The sequence below is a fragment of the Microlunatus sp. GCM10028923 genome, assembly GCF_042666975.1.
Classification (GTDB): domain Bacteria; phylum Actinomycetota; class Actinomycetes; order Propionibacteriales; family Propionibacteriaceae; genus Microlunatus.
The window spans coordinates 131,602-149,282 of sequence record NZ_JBHTFF010000006.1; the positions used below are offsets into that span (position 1 = coordinate 131,602).

Annotated in this window: 13 protein-coding genes; 9 read left to right on the top strand and 4 right to left on the bottom strand. The window is 71.0% G+C overall.

Going from position 1 to position 17,681, the window contains the following annotated elements:
* Window positions 1–60: 60 nt before the first annotated feature.
* Window positions 61–2,328, bottom strand: coding sequence for a family 78 glycoside hydrolase catalytic domain (locus tag ACFQU4_RS16225; RefSeq protein ID WP_377493649.1), 2,268 nt, complete (start codon window positions 2,326–2,328; stop codon window positions 61–63).
* 97 nt (window positions 2,329–2,425) lie between these two features.
* On the opposite strand from ACFQU4_RS16225, the gene ACFQU4_RS16230 reads away from it, so the two are divergent.
* A complete protein-coding gene (locus tag ACFQU4_RS16230) occupies window positions 2,426–3,208 on the top strand; it encodes a GntR family transcriptional regulator (protein ID WP_377493651.1) in 783 nt (260 codons plus the stop codon).
* The gene (locus ACFQU4_RS16235; protein WP_377493653.1) at window positions 3,205–3,969 is read left to right on the top strand and encodes a sulfite exporter TauE/SafE family protein; all 765 of its coding nucleotides are present in this window, start codon (window positions 3,205–3,207) and stop codon (window positions 3,967–3,969) included. The genes ACFQU4_RS16230 and ACFQU4_RS16235 overlap by 4 nt, the downstream gene beginning before the upstream one ends.
* A 12-nt stretch (window positions 3,970–3,981) precedes the next feature.
* Here ACFQU4_RS16235 and ACFQU4_RS16240 read toward each other — a convergent pair whose 3' ends face one another.
* The gene (locus tag ACFQU4_RS16240; protein ID WP_377493655.1) at window positions 3,982–4,881 is read right to left on the bottom strand and encodes a hypothetical protein; all 900 of its coding nucleotides are present in this window, start codon (window positions 4,879–4,881) and stop codon (window positions 3,982–3,984) included.
* 41 nt (window positions 4,882–4,922) lie between these two features.
* Between ACFQU4_RS16240 and ACFQU4_RS16245 the strand changes: the two genes are divergently transcribed.
* The 7 genes from ACFQU4_RS16245 to ACFQU4_RS16275 all read left to right on the top strand — a co-directional run bounded on the left by ACFQU4_RS16245 (window position 4,923) and on the right by ACFQU4_RS16275 (window position 16,260).
* Window positions 4,923–6,341, top strand: a complete 1,419-nt coding sequence (locus ACFQU4_RS16245; RefSeq protein WP_377493657.1) for a magnesium chelatase — start codon at window positions 4,923–4,925, stop codon at window positions 6,339–6,341.
* Window positions 6,338–8,305 (top strand): VWA domain-containing protein, encoded by a 1,968-nt coding sequence (locus ACFQU4_RS16250; RefSeq protein ID WP_377493659.1) that lies wholly within the window; start codon window positions 6,338–6,340, stop codon window positions 8,303–8,305. Before ACFQU4_RS16245 ends, ACFQU4_RS16250 begins: the two co-directional genes overlap by 4 nt.
* Window positions 8,306–8,314: 9 nt before the next feature.
* Entirely contained in the window at window positions 8,315–10,228 is a 1,914-nt protein-coding gene (locus tag ACFQU4_RS16255) for a hypothetical protein (protein ID WP_377493661.1), read from the top strand.
* A 109-nt stretch (window positions 10,229–10,337) separates the two neighbouring features.
* Complete coding sequence (locus tag ACFQU4_RS16260) at window positions 10,338–11,216, top strand: alpha/beta fold hydrolase (protein ID WP_377493663.1); 879 nt, start codon at window positions 10,338–10,340, stop codon at window positions 11,214–11,216.
* A gap of 255 nt (window positions 11,217–11,471) precedes the next feature.
* The gene (locus ACFQU4_RS16265; protein ID WP_377493665.1) at window positions 11,472–13,328 is read left to right on the top strand and encodes an ATP-binding cassette domain-containing protein; all 1,857 of its coding nucleotides are present in this window, start codon (window positions 11,472–11,474) and stop codon (window positions 13,326–13,328) included.
* The gene (locus ACFQU4_RS16270) at window positions 13,321–15,189 is read left to right on the top strand and encodes an ABC transporter ATP-binding protein (protein WP_377493667.1); all 1,869 of its coding nucleotides are present in this window, start codon (window positions 13,321–13,323) and stop codon (window positions 15,187–15,189) included. The genes ACFQU4_RS16265 and ACFQU4_RS16270 overlap by 8 nt, the downstream gene beginning before the upstream one ends.
* A gap of 102 nt (window positions 15,190–15,291) precedes the next feature.
* Window positions 15,292–16,260 (top strand): hypothetical protein, encoded by a 969-nt coding sequence (locus ACFQU4_RS16275; protein WP_377493669.1) that lies wholly within the window; start codon window positions 15,292–15,294, stop codon window positions 16,258–16,260.
* 13 nt (window positions 16,261–16,273) lie between these two features.
* On the opposite strand, the gene ACFQU4_RS16280 is transcribed toward ACFQU4_RS16275, so the two are convergent.
* Together ACFQU4_RS16280 and rfbA are read right to left on the bottom strand one after the other, a co-directional pair.
* A complete protein-coding gene (locus ACFQU4_RS16280) occupies window positions 16,274–16,687 on the bottom strand; it encodes a VOC family protein (RefSeq protein ID WP_377493671.1) in 414 nt (137 codons plus the stop codon).
* A 91-nt stretch (window positions 16,688–16,778) separates the two neighbouring features.
* Complete coding sequence (gene rfbA, locus ACFQU4_RS16285) at window positions 16,779–17,651, bottom strand: glucose-1-phosphate thymidylyltransferase RfbA (protein WP_377493673.1); 873 nt, start codon at window positions 17,649–17,651, stop codon at window positions 16,779–16,781.
* Between the last annotated feature and the right edge of the window lie 30 nt (window positions 17,652–17,681).

Consider the following 17,681-nt stretch of genomic DNA (forward strand, 5'->3'; position numbering starts at 1 on the left):
CCGTGGTAGGCGGAGCCGGGGCGCGCAGTTTCGGCCGGAGTGTCCGGAAAAGTTCGACGTCTACCTGAGGTCCGGACTTGTCCAGCGCACCCGGTGCTCGCCGGGTTCGAGAGGGCTGTCGGCGGTGAGCCAGCGTCCGTCCGGGCGGAGTCGTACGGCCGTTCCGTCGAGTTCGAGTTCGAGCTCGGGCGTGGACCGGGCCGGCAGGGAGAGCCGGCCGGTGCAGTCCGGCGGCACCTGGAGCAGCAGGTCGTGCCGGTCGCCGGATCGGCGGACCGCCGCCGCGATGGTCCCGGCCGGCACCGGCAGCCGTACCTCCGCATGGTCGAGCGGGCCCGGCTGCGGCCGGATCGCGAACGACCGGTAGCCCGGCTCGAGCGGCCGCAGCCCGAACAGCCCCTGCGGCAGCAGGAATGCCGGCGATGCCGCCCATGGGTGCGAGTGGCTGAGGTTCGGCTTGAACTCGACGTCCCAGGCCTCCATCGTCGCGCCGGCGCCGAGGTCCAGCATGTGCCGCCAGCTGCGCCGGCCGGGCGCCGTGATCAGGGGCAGCGCGACCGCGGCGGCCGCCTGCTCGAACAGCCCCTCGAGCAGGAACGCCGCGGCGTAGACGCTGCAGGCCATGCCCCGGCCGGCCAGGTCGCCGACGATGGCGTCGACCCGGTCCGCGGGCACCGCTCCGGCCCAGAGCGGGAACGCCTGCGCGTGGATCGCGTGGTGGTCGAGCCGGCGGCCCTCGGCGTCGAGCCCGTCGGCATAGGCCTGCCGGTCGGGATCGAACAGGTGCCGCTCGATGGCGTCGCGCAGCCGGTCGGCGACCGCCGTGTAGCGGTCGGCGTCGGCGGGCTCGCCGACGGCCCGGGCCAGGTCGGCGGCGGCCCGGAAGCAGCGGTACCCGAGCGCGTTGATCACGGTGTTGACCTCGCCGAACAGGTACCCGTCCCGCTCGCTCGGCGGCCAGTCGACCAGGTCCCGGTCGAACCCGCCGCGATCCAGGTCGCCCGCGGCGCCGCCGTCGCTCGGCTTGCGGATCAGGCCGGTGCCGGGATCGATCCAGCGCAGCGGCAGCAGGTCCGGCAGCCGGTGATATTGCGCGCGGACCTGGGTCTCATCGCCCGTGGTCCACCACAGGTCGTGCACCGCCAGCAGCCCGAACAGCGGCCACTCGGTCGGCCAGGTCCGGTGCGCCAGCGTGAAGTCGACCGAGTAGCGGGCCAGTGCCGGATCCCGGTCCAGGCAGAGATGGGCCCGCTGCTGGAGATAGGCGTCCGCCTCGTACGGGAGCCGTTCCCGGGTCCAGGAGTCGACGTAGAGGTTGAGGTTCAGCGCCTCGATCGTCTCCGCCGAGAGGCGCCAGACGCGGTCCAGGTCCGGCTCGCTGGACGAGAAGGCCGCGGCCTCCGGGTCGTACGGGGAGCGGTAGGCGGCCGCGAGCACCTCGGTCAGGTCCGGGGTGCCGTCGAGGATCCGTACCTCCAGGTAGCGGAACACCCGCAGGCCCCAGGTCGCGAGCTCCTGGTCACCGTCGGTCAGGGTCCAGACGTCGCGATAGACGTTGCCCGTGCTGAGCTCGTGGCGGACCGCCAGCCGGTCCGCGGTGGGATCGAGGACCTCGCCGAAGCGGAGTTCGATCCGGTCGCCGGCGGTGGCCCGGGCCCGGATCAGCGCACCGCCGGCCCAGGTCCGGCCGAAGTCGAGGACCAGCCGGTCGGGCTCGCGGACCAGCACCTGGACCGGCGGTTCTTCGTGCCGTGCGACCGGCGGCACGGGCGACGGCTCCAGTCCGGCGAAGGGGTCACGAACGGCGGCGGCCGGCCAGTCGGCAGCGAAGCCGGGGGAGTCGAACCCGTGCGGATAGCTCCGGGCGTCCAGGTTCTCCACCGGGGCGGCGAAGACGGCGGTCCCGATGCTGCCCGCTTCCGGGTACGCGTCGGCCGCCGAGACCGCCTGCCAGTCGGGGCCGCTGCCGAACCGGTCCACGGTGCCGTCGGCGTACTCGATCGTGATCATGGCCTGGCACCGGTGATCGTCCGTCGTGTAGAGCACGGCACCGACTGTGTTCGGGCCCGGCCGCAGCAGCCCGGTCAGGTCGTACGTGTCGTAGCGGGACTCGTCGCCGAGCGGCCGGGTCGGCCCGACGCCGAGCACGGTGCCGTTGAGGTGGGCGCGATAGACGTACTGGAGGGCGGGCCGGGTCGAGCTCGCGGTGATCGCCAGCGTCGCGCGTGTCACCGGGCCCGGGCCGGCGGCGAAGTCGTACCGCAGGAAGCACCAGTCGGGCACCGGATCACCGGCGGCCCAGATCGGCATCGAACGGGTCCCGTCCATGGGAGGCCCTCCATGGTTGAAATGTTTCAGTGCGAAGGCAGCCTAGCGGGTGGGCGCTGGGTGGCGTAACTCTGGCGGAACTGGTTGGATTGGCCCAATGAGCCGTTCAGCCGACCGCCGCGCGGCGCGGCGGATCCCCGCCGACCAGACCTCGGCGCAGCCGCGCCGGGACCGCGCCGATCGGCTGGCGGAGGAACTCCGCGGCCGCATCGGGTCCGGCGCACTGCCGCCCGGCGACCGGCTGGACGAGGCATCCCTGGCGACCGAGTTCGGGGCTTCCCGCAACGCCGTCCGGGAGGCGCTGGACCTGCTCCGCGCCGAGGGCCTGATCGAACGCCGCCGGGGCGCCGGCACCCGGGTGCTTCCGGCGAAGTTCGGCCACGGCCTGGACCGGCTGGCCGGGCTGGCCGAGGCACTCGCCGACCGGGGCTCCGTCCGCAACCGGGTGCTGGCGGCCGAGGAACTCGCCGGCCACCCGGAGCCCGGGGCGGACCGGCTCGGGCTCGGCGACGGCGAACCGGTCGTCCGCCTGGAACGGCTCCGGCTGATCAACGGCGAACCCTTGTCGCTCGACCTGAGCTACCTGCCGGTCGACGTCGGGCGGCCGCTACTGGACGCCGACCTGGAAGGCACCGATGTGTTCGCTCTGATCGAGGCCGGTGGGCACCGGCTGGGGCTGGCCGAGGTCACCGTGCACGCCAGCAACGCGTCGGCGGCCGTCGCGGCGGCGCTGGGCATCGAGCCGGGGGACGCGATCTTCACCATCGAGCGGCTGACCCGGCTCGCCGACGGCCGGCCGGTCGACGACGAGGTGCTCCGGGTCCGGGCCGACCGGCTGTCGCTGCACGCCACCCTGCGCCGCGGCGCGGCACCGCGATGATCGACATCTCGATCCCGGTCGCCGTCCTGCTCGGCCTGATCGGCGTGGCCGGCGGCATCGGCATCACCGCCGTCGGACCGGGCGGGGTGCTGCCCACGATCGGCCTGTTCGCCCTGACCGACCTGTCGCCGAGCGCGATCGCCGGCACCGCGATCGTCACCCACGTCGCGACCGGCCTGGCCGGGACCGCCGCCTACCTCCGGTCCGGGCAACTCCGCCGGCCGGCCACCCGGCGGACCGCCGGCTGGCTGGCCGGCACCGCGCTGCTCGGGACGCCGGTGGGCATCATGATCAACTCCGTGCTGTCGCCGCGCTGGTTCGGGGTGTCGCTGGGATTCCTGGTCCTGGCGGCGGCGCTGCTGGTGCTGATCCGGCAGTTGCGGCGCGAACCTGCGGACCCGAGCCACCCGCCGCTGCCCGTCGTCGCCGGCCTCGGCCTGCTGGTCGGTGTCGCGGCCGGCGTGATCGGGATCGGCGGGCCGATGCTGTCGGTCCCGCTGCTGGTGGCGGCCGGGACCGAGATCCTGGAGTCGCTGGCGGCGGCCCAGGTGCAGTCCGTGATCATCTCCGGCGTCGGCACGATCGGCTACCTGGCGCAGGGTGCCGTGGACTGGTGGCTGGCCTTGATCATCGGGCTGCCGGAACTGGCCGGCGTGCTGATCGGCTGGCGGATTGCGCACGCCCTGCCGACGAAAGTGCTCCGGTATGCGCTGGTGATCATGATGCTGGGCATCGCGCCGTACCTCGCTTTCGGGCACTGACGCCTACGTCGCTCAGACCGGCTTCAGGGCCGAATCGACGACGATCAGACCTTTGCCGAACTTCTGGTCCAACGCGCGCTGGACCGAGCCGTCGTCGTAGCTGACCTGGACCATCACGACGCCGGCCCTCGGGTCGGTGTAGCTGGTCAGCAGTCCCCGGACCTCGCGTTGCAGTTGATCTTGAACGATCTGAAGTTCGGCTTCGGTTCGCTTGCCCTGGGAGACGCAGAGCATGCCGCTCCACACCTCGCGCAGCTTGGCCTCGGCCGCGGCGACGTCACCGGTGACGGCGATGTTGATCACCGTGTAGAGCGGGTCGTTGAGTCGGCGTCCCTGCTCCTCGGGTGGGAGGTCCTTTCCGACCGCCGGGTTGGGACTCTGGTCGACCCAGGCGGTCGAGTAGTCCTGGAAGGATGTGGCCAGGCTGAGGGCGGCGTCCTGGTCCCTGGCCGAGACCTTGGACTTGTCCGTCACCCGCCAGCCGCCGGCGGGCTCGGGGCACGCAGAGGTCCAGGTCTCGTCGTCGCGATCGGGCCAGACGTAGCCCTCGCCGGACCGTGCCTCGGTCACGGTGAACTCCTCCGATGCCGGGTCGTAGCTGCCGGTCACGATGAACTCGCCCCAGCGGACTCCCTGGGACGCCTCGAACTTCCCGGTCCAGTCCGACCAGTCCCAGCCGGCCAACTTGGGCCCGCCGCACTGGGGCGGCAGCGACTCCGCCACCCCGCCCAGGCACAGCTCGGCGCCGGAACCGTCGTCGATCACCGTGACCGGATGCCCGGTGGTCACCAGCCCGGACGAACCGGTCGGCGGAGGTACGGCCGGTTGGCCGGGGCCTGTGATCGCCGAGCAGGCGGCACAGACCAGCACGAGACCGGCAACGCCGCCGGCCAGGGTGAGAACTCGGGTCATGATCCGAGTATCCGCTTGCGGACCGGTCGTAGGGTCGATTCATGAGCCTGCATGATCATGCCCGGCCGGCCAGTCTTGGCGAACTCCGGGCCTCCGGCTACGAATCCCGTACGGTCAAGGAAGAACTCAGAGCGAACCTGCTGCAGCGGCTGCGCGCCGGCGAGGAGGCGTTCCCCGGCATCGTCGGCTTCGGCGACACGGTGCTGCCCGACCTGGAGACGGCCCTGCTGGCGGGCCACGACCTGGTCCTGCTCGGCGAGCGGGGCCAGGGCAAGACCCGGCTGATGCGGACCGTCGCCGGGCTGCTGGACGAATGGAGCCCGGTGATCGCCGGGTGTGAGATCAACGACGACCCGCTGGCCCCGGTGTGCGTACGATGCCGCCGGCTGGCCGCCGAACGCGGCGACGACCTGCCGGTCGCCTGGCGGCACCGGGACGACCGGTACGCCGAGAAGCTGGCCACTCCGGACACTTCGGTCGGCGACCTGATCGGTGACGTGGACCCGGTCAAGGTCGCCGAGGGCCGCACGCTGGGCGACCCGGAGACCGTGCACTACGGCCTGGTGCCGCGCGGCAACCGGGGCATCTTCGGGCTGAACGAGCTGCCCGACCTGGCCGAACGGATCCAGGTGGCGCTGTTCAACGTGCTGGAGGAGCGGGACATCCAGGTCCGCGGCTATTCGCTGCGGCTGCCGCTGGACCTGTTCCTGATCGCGACCGCGAACCCGGAGGACTACACGAACCGGGGCCGGATCATCACGCCGCTGAAGGACCGGTTCGGCGCCGAGATCCGTACCCACTACCTGACCGAGGTGTCCGACGAGATCGGACTGCTCCGGCAGGAGGCGCGGCTGGTCGCCGACGTCGGTGATCATCTGCTGGAGGTGATCGCCCGGTTCACCGCGAACCTGCGCGAATCCACCTCGATCGACCAGCGGTCCGGCGTCTCGGCCCGGTTCGCCATCGCGGCCGCGGAGTCGGTGGCCGCGGCGGCGCTGCGCCGGTCGGCGCGGCTCGGCGAGGACCCGGCCGTGGCCCGCGTCGGTGATCTTGCTCCGGTGCTGCCGACCCTGCTGGGCAAGATCGAATTCGAGCTGGGCGAGGAGGGCCGGGAGCGGGCGCTGCTGGAGCATCTGCTGCGGCTCGCGGTGGCCGTGACGTTCCGGGAACGGCTGGCCGGCGAGGACCTGGCCGGCTTCACCACGGTGTTCGCCGACGGCGGCCTGGTCGAGACCGGCGACGGCACCACCGCTGAAGGGCTGCTCGGCCAGGTCGGCCCGGTGCCGGGGCTGGCCCGGGTGCTGGACCGGCTCGGCTACCACGATGGCGCCAGCCGCAGCCAGGCCGCCGACGCCGTCGAGTTCGTGCTGGAGGGACTGCACCTGACCCGGCGGATCGACAAGGACACCATCGACGGCCGCACCGTCTACGGCTCGGCCGACCGAGGAGAACCCGAATGAGCCGCTTCCGGTACGGCCCGTGGCGCGGCGGGCCGGACCCGCTCGCGCCGCCGTTCGACGTACGCGCCGCGATGGACCGGATCGGCGAGGACGTCCTCGCCTCGTCCAGCATCGAGGACGCCCTGCGAGACCTGCTCCGGCAAGGGCTGGACGGCCAGTCCGGCCTGGACCGGCTGTCCGAACGGCTGCGCCGGATGCGGGAACTGGCCCGCCGGCGCGGCGATCTCGGCGGCACCCTTGATCAGGTACGGGCAGCGCTGGACCAGGCCCTGGCCACCGAGCGGGATGCGCTGGCCCGATCGGACAGCCCGGACGCCCGGCTGGCCGAGATGGAACTGGCCACGCTGCCCGACAACGCGGCCGGCGCGATCCGGGCCCTGGCCGACTACCAGTGGACTTCGCCGGAGGCCAAGGAGATCTTCGACTCGATCGCCCAGCAGCTGCGGCGGGAGGTGCTGGACGCCCAGTTCGCCGGGCTGAAGCAGGCGATGGAGTCGCCCGACCCCGCGGCGATGGCGGCCGTGAAGGACATGCTGGCCGACCTGAACGCGCTGCTCGCCGCGCACGCCCGGTCCGAGGACACCACCGAGCAGTTCCGGGAGTTCATGGCCAAGCACGGCCAGTTCTTCCCGGAGAACCCGCAGAACGTCGAGGAGTTGATCGACGCGCTGGCCCGGCGCCAGGCCGCCGCGCAACGGATGCTGAACTCGCTCAGCCCGGAGCAGCGTGATCAACTCGGCCAGTTGATCAACCAGGCCATGGCCGATGCGGACCTGGCCTCGGAGATGGCCCAGCTGTCGGACAACCTGCGCGCGCTGCGGCCCGGCCTGGACCGCGAGTCCCGGGTCGGCATGCGGCCGGGTGGTGAGTCGCTCGGGTATTCGGAGGCCGTGCAGGCGGTGGAGGAACTGGCCGAGTTGGAGGATCTCGGGGCCCAGCTGTCCCAGTCCTATCCCGGCGCGACGCTGGACGACATCGACGTCGACGCCCTGGAACGGCATCTGGGCCGGGACGCCGTGGCCGATCTGGACGCGCTGCGTGATCTTGAACGGGAACTGGAACGGCAGGGCTTCCTGCGCCGTGACGAGAACGGCCTGCGGCTGACCCCGCGGGCGGTGCGGCGGATGGGGCAGACGGCGCTGCGCCGGGTGTTCCAGCAGCTGGCGGCCTCCGGCCTCGGTGATCATGATGATCACCGGACCGGCTCCGCCGACGAACTGATCGGCTCGACCCGGCCCTGGGCGTTCGGCGACGAGCTGCCGATCGACGTACCGCGGACGGTCGCGAACGCGTACCGCCGGACCTCGTCGGAAACGCGCGTGGTGCGCCGGCCGCTCCGGCTCGACGTCGCCGACTTCGAGGTCGCCGAGACCGAACGGCGCACCGCGGCGGCGGTCGCCCTGTGCGTCGATCTGTCCTTCTCGATGCTCCAGGACGGGCGTTGGGCCCCGATGAAGCAGACCGCGCTGGCCCTGACCCAGCTGATCGAGACCCGGTTCCGGCAGGACGCGCTGCAGGTGATCGGCTTCAACCGGCACGCCCGGCAGCTGTCCGGCGTCGAGCTGGCGGAGATCGAACCGGAATGGATCCAGGGCACCAACCTGCAGCACGCGCTGATGCTGGCCGGCCGGCACGTCCGGCGCCATCCCGAGGCCGAACCGGTGGTCCTGGTGATCACCGACGGCGAGCCGACCGCGCACCTGACCGGCGGCGGCGACGCGGTCTTCCACTATCCGACCACTCCGCAGACCGTCCGGGCGACCGTCGCCGAGGTCGACGAACTGGCCCGCCACGGTGCGGTGATCAACACCTTCATGCTCGGCGACGATCCCGGCCTGGCCCGCTTCGTCGACGCCATCGCCCGGCGCTGCGGCGGCCGTGTCTTCACCCCGGACACGGACCGGCTGGGGGAGTACGTCGTCTCGGACTATCTGCGGTCGCGCCGCGGGAGATCCTGTCGATAGTTTCGAACCATGGCGGTCATCCTTCCGGCAACGGACGACGAGTATCAGAGCTTCCGCGACGAGACCTGCCGGGCTTTCGACCGATGGCTCGGCGCGAAGGGCTCGGAAGCGACGGCACCAGAACTTGGCCTGCTGCTGGACTGGAAGTGGTCGTACGGCGACGGGCACCTGGACCGATTGACCCGGGACGAGCTCGAGGAGTTTCTGCTCGGCTGGTGCCCGCGGAAGCTGTCAGCCGCCGGGGCCGAGGTCGCCGACCTCCCGTACACCATCGCCTCGGGTGTTCAATTCCTTTCCGAGGAAGGGATCCTGCGGTCGGGCGACTCGCGGGCCCAACTCGCCGACCACGCCCGACGCCTGGCCACGGCCTTCGTCGAGGCGATGGACGACCCGGCGAACTTCGGCATGGCCAAGAGCCTCTTCGCGAGCATCGGCCTGACCGACCCTGCAGCCATGAGTCCGGAAGACCTGCAACGCGCCATCGACGAATTCAATTGGCTGCCCCAAGATCAGCGCACCGCGATCACCGACATCGCTCGGCAGGAGTTCGCCCGGGAGCCAGTGGTGATCGGACCGGTTGTCGAACCGAGCGCCGAGGCCCTGCGCGCCAGCGCCGAGAAGGCACCGGTGCTGCACGGATTCCGGGAGATCGCCGACTATCTGGGGCCGGACGGAAAGACGCTCACCAAGACCGGGGCACTGAAGCTCGCCGATGCCCGGGCACTGGTCGAACGACTCGGCACCGGTGAGAAGTTCGAGCTGGAGATCGGCGACCTGACCTATCAGAAGCGCTCGGCTCGGGACCTGCCGCACCTCGATCACTGGCACTGGTGGGCGATGGAGGCTGGAGCGGTCCGGCTGGTGCGGGGACGTCTGGTTCCGGTCAAGGCATGGGAGAAACGGGTCCGCGACGATCCGGCGGCAGAAGCGAGGAAGGCCGCCGCGGCGCTGCTGTCCTTCGGAGCCGGCAGTACGTTCCAGGCCCGAAGCCTGACCCAGCTGCCCTACCTGCTGGATCAGGCGATCGCGATGCTGCTCAGCCCGTTGCTGACGATGCCCGGCCCACTCGAATTCGCCGAGCTCGTCGATCAGTTCGAGGAAGTGGCGGAGTCGGAGGACGTGCCGTATCTGTCCACACCCATCCTCTCGATGACCCTGTCCCGGGTTCTTGGTCTGCTCGAACGCGCCGGTGTGATCGAGCAGTCGGAGCTGGAGACCGAGCGATCCGAGATCGGGTCCGACCGCACCGTCGGCGGCAAGATCGCGATCACCCCGCTCGGCGTGGTCGCCCTGATGGACGAGCTGCGGCGGCAGGGGGTCGAGGTCACGACGCTGGCCGACCTTGCGTCGACGACCTTCGACGACCTGGTGGCGATGATCGGCCGCGAAGACGTGCTGCCGAGGGAATGGTGGCAGTTGGTCGGCGCCTGGCTCGGCGACGGACCGGGCCGCGCCCTTGACAGCACCGAAGCCGCCGACGCGCTGAAGGCAGTGCCGACGACCCTGCTCATGCTCGAGGAAACGGCACCGGAGGAGCTCCGGCCGTCATTTCTCAACGTCCTGCGGCGGATCGCCGACCAGGGCACGCCGCAAGACCCGCCCACCGCCGCGGCACTGACCACCCTGGCCGCTGTCGATCCGGGGCTGGTCGACGGTATGTCCGAAGACCTGCGTGATCAACTTCTGGTGACCATGATCGGCCTCACTGGCCTCGACGGTCCCGAGGAGGCCATGGAATCCTTGGCCGGGGCAGGAGCGGACCGAGCCTTCGAGTTGATCAAGGTCGCCGGGCGATTCCCGTGTCCGAGTTCCGAGGCGACGCTGGATCTGATCGGTGACTGGTATCCGGACAAGAAGATCGCGAAGGCCGCCCGCAAGGAGTTGTTCCGGCTGCGCAGCAAGCTCGCCGCTGCTCGATCGTGATTCCCTGACCCGGTCCCGGCATCAGCGTGGAATGTTCCGCCGCGTCTGGTGCCCTTGATCTTCCCCGCTGTCGCCGTGGGGAGCCGTCTGAGTGTCTACGATCGGTCGGGTGACCGACTTGCAGCGGGGCCTGGACACGGTCGACCAATGGTTCCTGCCGAGCGATGGCTTCGACCTCTACGTGCGGGAGATCGGATCCGGTCCGCCGGTGATCGCCGTGCACGGCGGACCGGGCGTCGAGCACAGCGAGCTCGTCGAGCCTCTGCTGCCGCTGACCGAACGGCATCGCGTGCTCTGGTACGACCAGCGCGGCTCGATCCGCTCGCCGTACTCGGACCTTGATCAATTGGAGTCGATCACCTTCGACGCCCACGTCGGTGACCTGATCCGCCTGGCGGAGGAGGTGGGACCGGCGTCGGTCGTCGCCCACTCCTACGGGACGTTGATCATGATGACGGCCCTGCGGCGGCGACCAGAGCTGTTCCGGTCCATCGTCCTGACCGGCGCCATCCCGGCGACCGGATTCAACCTGGCGGGACGTGACCGCTGGAACGCCGAGCGTGGTGGCCTGGCCGCGGCCAGGATCGCGGAGCTCGGGCTCGACCGGGACGACCTGTCCGCCCGCGAGTCGCAGCTCCGGTGGCGGATCGGCTTCGCGGCATTCAACGCCGTCGCCGAAGACGCCTGGCTGACCCTCCGCTGGCCGGGACGGTCCTGGAATCGCCAAGACGTCGCGCACCTGGGCGATCGTGGGTGCCCGGAGACGTTCGACTACACGGTGGACCTGGTCTCCCACCCACATCCGGTGACGGTGATCATGGGCGACTCCGACTACGCGGACCTGGGTCTCGACACCTGGCGGTCGATCTGCGCAGCGCATCCGTCGCTCGGGCTCCGGGTTCTGGAGCGGTGCGGTCACAGCCCGTGGTACGACCGGCCGGAGCTGTTCCGGACCGAGCTGCTGGCGGCGTTCGCCCAACCGGCCTGATCGGGCGCGGGGCGCTGTCGCGGATGTCCCTCGCTCTGGAGGATCCGGCCCGAAAACGGCACTGACCGGCCACACCGAGGGACATCCGCGACAAACCGCCGCGAATAATCCGGTGCGCCATCCGCGTCCTCCGCCCTAGGGTGGGCAACGCCGACGTCTTTGACGTCCGCCGGGCCGCCGCGCAGAAGATCGTCCTCGCCGCCTGCTCCCTCTGGAGCAGCTGCGGCCACCGCTTCCTGCTCGAGGAGAACTCCGGTGTCCACCGTCACCACCCCCTTTCCGGTCGCCCTGCGCCTGCTGGTCGGCTACGTCGCCTCCACCTCCCGGCTGCGGTTCGCCGGCTTCGTCCTGCTGGTCGTCGTCGAGGGCCTGCTCGCTCCGCTGGCGATCGCCGCCAGCGGCCTGGCCGTGGCGCGGGCCCAACCGGCCTTCGCCGCCGGCCTCGACTCCGACCAGGCGTACGCCCTCGCGGCCGCGATCGGGCTGGCCGGCCTGGCCTTCGCCGCCGGCCAGCTGATCACGCCGATCCGGGATGCGGTGGCGACGTCGCTCGGCTCGCGGGTGGCGCAGCGGATGCGGGAGCAGCTGCTCACGGCGACGGTCGGGCCGCCCGGACTGGCCCACCTCGAGGACCCGGAGACGGCGGAGGAGATCCGGCGCGCCGGCGAGTACGAGTGGGCCGACCTGGCGCCGCTGACCCGGATCGTCCAGCAGCTCGGGTCTGCGATGAAGACCGTGGTGAGCGGCGCCGGAGCGGCCGTCCTGCTCGCCGGGTTCGCCTGGTGGGCCCCGCTGTTGTTGATCTTGGCCGCGCTGGGCACGCACGTCTGGATGGCGCGCAACGAGCACGAGATCGTCGAACAGCACGAGGAGCATGCCGGCGAGCAGCGCCGGGCCGACTACTTCCGTGATCTTGCGCTGGATCCGCCCGCCGCCAAGGAGGTCCGGTTGTTCGGGCTGGCCGGGCTGCTGGCCGGGCGGACAAGGCAGCACCGGACCGCCTTCCTCCGGCACGTCTGGCGGGCCCGCCGGGCCAACCTGCGGCCGGTCCTGCTGACCCTCGGCACCGTCGCCGTCGCCAACGGAGCCGTCCTGGCGGCCCTGGCCGCGTCGGCGGTCGCCGGGCAACTCGGTGCGGCCGAACTGACGGTGTACGTCCAGGCGCTGATCGCCCTGCAGGGGCTCGGCCATCCGCTGCTCGCCACCTGGTGGGTCCGGCAGGGCGCGGCGGCGCTCCCGCATCTGCAGGGACTCGCGGAGCGCACCGGGCGGCTGAGCCTGCGGGACCGGGGTTCGGCCCCGGCGGTCGGGATGCCGCGGCGCGAGCTGCGGCTGGCCGGGGTCCGGTTCGGCTACCCGGGGCGGGGCCGGCCGGTGCTCGACGGCGTCGACCTGGCCATCCCGGCCGGGAGCTCGCTGGCGATCGTCGGCCGCAACGGCGAGGGCAAGACGACCCTGCTGAAGCTGCTGGCCCGGTTCTACGACCCCGACGAGGGCGCGGTACGGATCGACGGCACCGACCTTCGTGATCTTGACCTGGCGAGCTGGCGGCAGCAGCTCGCGGTGATCTTCCAGGACTTCATCCGGTACGAACTCACGGCGCAGCAGAACGTCGGCTTCGGCCGGGTCCGGGAGGCGGGCGATCTGGAGCCGGCCCGGCAGGCGGCGCGGCGGGCAGGCGCGCTGGAGTTGATCAAGGAACTGCCCGACGGGTGGGAGACCGTACTGTCCCGGCACTACCGCGGCGGCGTCGACCTGTCCGGCGGCCAGTGGCAGCGGATCGCGCTGGCCCGCGCGTTGCGGGCGGCCGACGCGGGAGCCCGGCTGCTGGTGCTCGACGAGCCGACCGCCGCCCTCGACGTCCGGGCCGAGGCGGCGTTGTTCGAGCGGTTCCTGGAACTGACCGCGGGGACCACGACCGTGCTGGTCACCCACCGGTTGTCCAGCGTCCGGCACGTCGACCGGATCGCCGTGCTGGACCAGGGCCGGATCGCCCAGCACGGAACCCATCCGGAACTGATGGCGACCGACGGCCCCTATCGCCGGATGTACCGGCTGCAGGCCCGGCGGTTCGACGAAGGAGTCCACGACGAAGGAGTCCACGATGCATGATCAAGAACTGCCCGGAGCGGTCCGCACGCTGGCCTTCACGTTCCGGATCGCGGCCCGCTCGCACCCGGGTCTCACCCTCGGCACCCTGCTGCTGGTGCCGGCCGCCTGGGCGCTCGGCAGCCTGCAGGCGCTCTGGCTGAAGCAGCTTGTCGACGGGGCGGTCGGCGGGCTGGCCGGCGCCGTCGTGATCGCGGTCAGCCTGTTGGCGTTGACCAGCGTGATCGGCTGGGCCAGCGGTGCGATCGGCGGCCGGATCAACCAGACCTTCCAGGACAAGGCGGGCCTGGTGCTGGAGCAGCGCCTGATCGAGACCTCGGCCGGCCTGGAGGGGATCGAGCACCTGGAACGTCCGGACCAGCTGGACCGGCTGGACCCGCTGCGCAAGGAAGCCTGGATCGTGCACTGGACCTTCGAGGCGCTGGCCGAGACCGTCGGGGCCTTCGCCCAGACCACGCTGACCCTGGTGCTGCTCGCCTCGGTCCATCCGGCGCTCCTGCTGCTGCCGCTGTTCGGCCTGCCGGCCGTGCTGGTGGCCCGGGGCGCCGCCCGGGACGAGCAGACCGCGCAGGAACGGACCGGGGAGCAGCGGCGCCGGCAGCGCCACCTGGTGCAGCTCGGGTCCGGATCCTCACCGGGCAAGGAACTCCGCGTGTTCGGGCTCGGTCCGGCCCTGTTCGACCTGAGCCGGGCGGCCTGGCGGACCGAGCACCGGGACCGGACCCGGGTCGCCTGGGTCTCGGCCGGACGGAAGGCCGCCGCGACGTTGATCATGGCCGCCGGCTTCGGCGGCACCCTGCTGCTGGTCGGCTTCGGGGTCGCGACCGGGCAGGCGACCGCCGGTGATCTTGCCCTCGCGGTCGTCCTGGCGGCGACCATGAGCGGCAACCTCGGCATGGTGGTGGACATGACGCAGTGGCTGGTCGGCTGCCTGGCCGTCGGCAGCAGGTTCCTCTGGCTGCATGATCGCGCCGAGCGGGAGCGGCGCCCGGATCACCCGCGGCTCCCCGTACCGGAGCGGTTGACGTCGGGGATCTCCCTTCGCGGCTTGAGTTTCCGCTACCCGGGGACGGAGCGGTTGATCTTCGACGACCTGTCCGTGGAGTTGCCGGCGGGCGGCGTGATCGCCGTGGTCGGCGAGAACGGGGCCGGCAAGTCGACCTTGATCAAACTGCTCTGCGGCCTGTACCGGCCCGAGTGCGGCGCCGTCCTGATCGACGGTGTCGACCTTGATCGACTCGACCTCGCTGCCTGGCGCCGCCGGTGCAGCGGAGCCTTCCAAGATCATGCCCAGTTCGAGCTGACGGTACGGGAAGCGGTGACCCTCGGCGACCTGGACCGGGCCGCCGACGACGACGCGGTGCACCGGGCCCTGGCCGCGGCCGGAGCCACCGGCCTGCTTCGTACCCTGCCGGACGGTCTGGACACCCAGCTGGGCACCACCTGGCCGGGCGGCATCGCATTGTCCGGCGGGCAAGGGCAGCAGATCGCGCTCGCCCGCGGCCTGATCCGCGAACAGCCGCTGCTCACCGTGCTCGATGAACCGACGGCCGCCCTCGACGCCCACACCGAGGACGCGCTGTTCACCCGCTACGCGGAGTCGGCCCGGGACCGCAGCCTCGCCGGCGGAATCACCCTGCTCGTCTCGCACCGCTTCTCGACCGTACGGGCCGCCGACCACATCATCGTGCTCGACCGCGGCCGGGTGATCGAGCAAGGTGATCATGAAGCCCTGCTCCGCCTCGGCGGGCGCTACGCCGAGCTGTACCGGATCCAGGCCGACGCCTACGACAACCGGACGGTGCGCCCGATCTCACCGGATTCGCCACCAGACAGAGAATCCGGCCCCACACTGACCCCATAGCGAACGCCTGAACCGACGAGCGGCACCGTGGCCGCGACTGAACCGCAGTTCGAGAACGCGAGGACCCACATTCGTTCCTGACAACAGAAGAAGGGCACTCCCATGAGCGAAGAAGCACCGGGACCGCTGTCCCGCCGCGGGTTGATGCTCGGCGCCGGCGCGGCGGCCGCCGTCCTCGGCTCCGCACTGACCGGAGCCCAGCCGGCCGCCGCCGAACCCGGCGACGGCAAGTCCGCCGCCGGTGACCCGAGGAACCCGTCGGTGCTCGCCTCTCCGGTGACCACCTCGCTCGGTTCCGGCCCGCAGCACGGCTTCACGTACAAGACGGTGAGCATGTTCGACTTCACCCCGGAGGGCGCCCCGTCGCAACGAGCCTGGGGCGGCCACGGGACGTACACGGCGAACTCGCCATCGGTTCTCTGGGCCAGTGTCGAGATCCCGGCCGGTTCGCTGGTCCGTGACATCGAGTGGTACGTGCGGAACACCAGCGCGAACCCCGCCAACGCGATGATCCGGCTCTGGGTGGCCGGCATCGGGAACCTGTACGCCGTCGTGGCCGACACCAGCATCCCGACCTCGAGTTCGATCACGGCGACCCGGGTCGTCGTACCCAGCACCACCCGCGGCCCGTACCCGCTGAGCACCAGGCTCACGCTCGGGATCTACAGCGCCACCGACGGCTCGATTCAGATCAACGGCTGCCGCGTCGGCTTCAGCCAGGGCGGGGGACAGCTGGGCCTGCTGCCGACTCCGATCAGGGTGTACGACTCCCGCTCCGGCACCAAGTTCGCCGCCGGCGAGACCCGGACGATCACCCTGCCCAGCTCGCTCATCCAGCCCGGCGTCGCCGGCATCAAGGCCAACGTGATCGCCACCGCCACCGAGGCCTCCGGCCACCTCAAGGTGTTCTCGGCGGCCTCGGCCCTCCCGGCCGCCTCGTCGGTGAACTACTCGACGGCGGACACGATCGTCAACGAACTCACGGTGACGGTGTCGGCCGCGCGACAGATCAAGGTCTACTCGTCCAAGAAGGCCCACGTGGTGATCGATGTGACCGCCACGATCAGCTGAGCTTGATCAACAACTACTGGTGGAGCAGACAGAAGGGGTGGCCGGCCGGATCGGCCAGCACGTACAGCGGCTCGCCGTCGTCCGCGGTCCGGTCGAGCAGCAGCCGGGCGCCGAGTTCCTCGGCCCGGGCCCGATGCCGCTCGAGATCTTCGCGGGACTCCACCCGGAAGTCCATGTGCATCTGGATCGGTACGGTCTCTGACGGCCAGTCCGGCGGCGTGGTGTCCAGCTTCTCCTGCACTGTCAGCACCCGCCGACCTTGATCATCAAGAAGCACGAGCCAGTCGGCCTGGTCCGGTTCGCCCGCCGGCGGCGGCTCCTCGCCGGCCCGGTAGCGCAGCCCGAGCAGCTGCCGGTAGAACTCGGCCAACCCGCGGCAGTCCCGGGCGTCGAGGACGGTGTGCATCAGAATCGGGTAGTTCGTCACACCTCACCCACTTTCCTGTCACTTCCCGCGAGATATATCTGACGGGAAGCGACAGTTTTTCACGTAACGTGAAAAACCGACAGAAGCTGGGTCAGGCCCGCGACTGCTCCAACAGGCCGAGCAGGTAGTCGCCGTAGCCGGACTTGGCCAGCTTCTCGGCGCGCTGCTCGAGTTCGGCGTCGGAGAGGAAGCCCTGGCGCCAGGCGGCTTCCTCGGGGGCGCTCACCTTCAGGCCCTGCCGGGCCTCCAGGGTGCGGACGAAGTTGTTCGCGTCGTTCAGCGACTCGAAGGTTCCGGTGTCCAGCCAGGCCGCGCCACGGGGGAGCACCGCCACCTGCAGCTTGCCGGCCTCCAGGTAGTGCCGGTTCACGTCGGTGATCTCGTACTCGCCGCGGGCCGACGGCTTCAGTTCGCGGGCGATCGTGACGACCTCGTTGTCGTAGAAGTAGAGGCCGGGCACGGCGTAGTTCGACTTCGGCTTGGCCGGCTTCTCCTCGAGCGAGATCGCCTTGCCGCTCGCGTCGAACTCGATCACGCCGTACGCGGTCGGATCGGCCACCCAGTAGGCGAAGACGGCCCCGCCGTCAAGATCATGGAACCGGCTCAGGCTGGTGCCCACGCCCGGCCCGTAGAAGATGTTGTCACCGAGCACCAGCGCGACCCGGTCGTCGCCGATGAAGTCCGCACCGATCACGAACGCCTGGGCCAGCCCGTTCGGCGTCTCCTGCTGCGCGTACGTGATCGAGATGCCGAACTGCGAGCCGTCGCCGAGCAGCCGTTCGAAGCCGGGCGCGTCGTGCGGCGTGGTGATCACCAGGATGTCCCGGATGCCAGCGAAGATCAGCGTCGACAACGGGTAGTAGATCATCGGCTTGTCGTACACGGGAACGAGCTGCTTGCTGATCCCGATCGTGACCGGGTGCAGGCGCGTTCCTGAGCCCCCGGCCAGGATGATGCCGCGCATCCACGGCTCCTCTCGCTGGCGGTGAAGGCG

Coding starts and splice junctions, on each gene's coding strand:
- rfbA (WP_377493673.1), bottom strand. CDS start 17,651: ATGCGCGGCATCATCCTGGCCGGGGGCTCAGGAACGCGCCTGCACCCG.
- ACFQU4_RS16230 (WP_377493651.1), top strand. CDS start 2,426: ATGAGCCGTTCAGCCGACCGCCGCGCGGCGCGGCGGATCCCCGCCGAC.
- ACFQU4_RS16240 (WP_377493655.1), bottom strand. CDS start 4,881: ATGACCCGAGTTCTCACCCTGGCCGGCGGCGTTGCCGGTCTCGTGCTG.
- ACFQU4_RS16225 (WP_377493649.1), bottom strand. CDS start 2,328: ATGGACGGGACCCGTTCGATGCCGATCTGGGCCGCCGGTGATCCGGTG.
- ACFQU4_RS16245 (WP_377493657.1), top strand. CDS start 4,923: ATGAGCCTGCATGATCATGCCCGGCCGGCCAGTCTTGGCGAACTCCGG.
- ACFQU4_RS16275 (WP_377493669.1), top strand. CDS start 15,292: ATGAGCGAAGAAGCACCGGGACCGCTGTCCCGCCGCGGGTTGATGCTC.
- ACFQU4_RS16255 (WP_377493661.1), top strand. CDS start 8,315: ATGGCGGTCATCCTTCCGGCAACGGACGACGAGTATCAGAGCTTCCGC.
- ACFQU4_RS16270 (WP_377493667.1), top strand. CDS start 13,321: ATGCATGATCAAGAACTGCCCGGAGCGGTCCGCACGCTGGCCTTCACG.
- ACFQU4_RS16250 (WP_377493659.1), top strand. CDS start 6,338: ATGAGCCGCTTCCGGTACGGCCCGTGGCGCGGCGGGCCGGACCCGCTC.
- ACFQU4_RS16235 (WP_377493653.1), top strand. CDS start 3,205: ATGATCGACATCTCGATCCCGGTCGCCGTCCTGCTCGGCCTGATCGGC.